The organism is Gordonia sp. OPL2 (assembly GCF_003797825.1).
Taxonomy (GTDB): domain Bacteria; phylum Actinomycetota; class Actinomycetes; order Mycobacteriales; family Mycobacteriaceae; genus Gordonia.
The window spans coordinates 1-430 of record NZ_RKME01000094.1 but is presented as its reverse complement, the minus strand read 5'-3'; the positions used below and the strand labels follow the sequence as shown (position 1 = coordinate 430).

At 71.6% G+C, this 430-nt stretch carries 1 pseudogene; it reads left to right on the top strand.

From position 1 onward, the window contains the following. Positions 1 to 32: 32 nt before the first annotated feature. A pseudogene (locus EEB19_RS26440) lies at positions 33 to 430 on the top strand (single-stranded-DNA-specific exonuclease RecJ); the annotation flags it as partial.

The following is a 430-nucleotide window of genomic DNA, read 5'->3' as shown; positions in this document are numbered from 1 at the left end:
CGGTCGACCACTGCATCGCCTGCCATGCGGGTGTGACCGCGGCCAAGGCGCGGGGCTGGCAGGTGCTGGTCACCGACCATCACCTACCCGGGCCGCAGCTGCCGCCGGCCGATGTCATCGTCGATCCCAATCTCGACGGTGATGCCTTCCCCAGCAAGTCGCTGGCCGGCGTCGGCGTGATCTTCTACGTGCTGATGGCGCTGCGCCGGCACATGCGCGAGGCCGGCGTCTTCGCCGATGGCAAGGGGCCGGACCTGACCACGCTGCTGGACCTGGTGGCGGTCGGCACCGTCGCCGACCTGGTGGCGCTGGATCCGAACAACCGGGCACTGGTCAGCGCGGGCCTGCGGCGTCTGCGCGCGGGGCAGGGCTGTGTCGGCCTGCGTGCGCTGATCGAAGCCAGCGGCCGTGATGCCGCGCGGCTCACAGC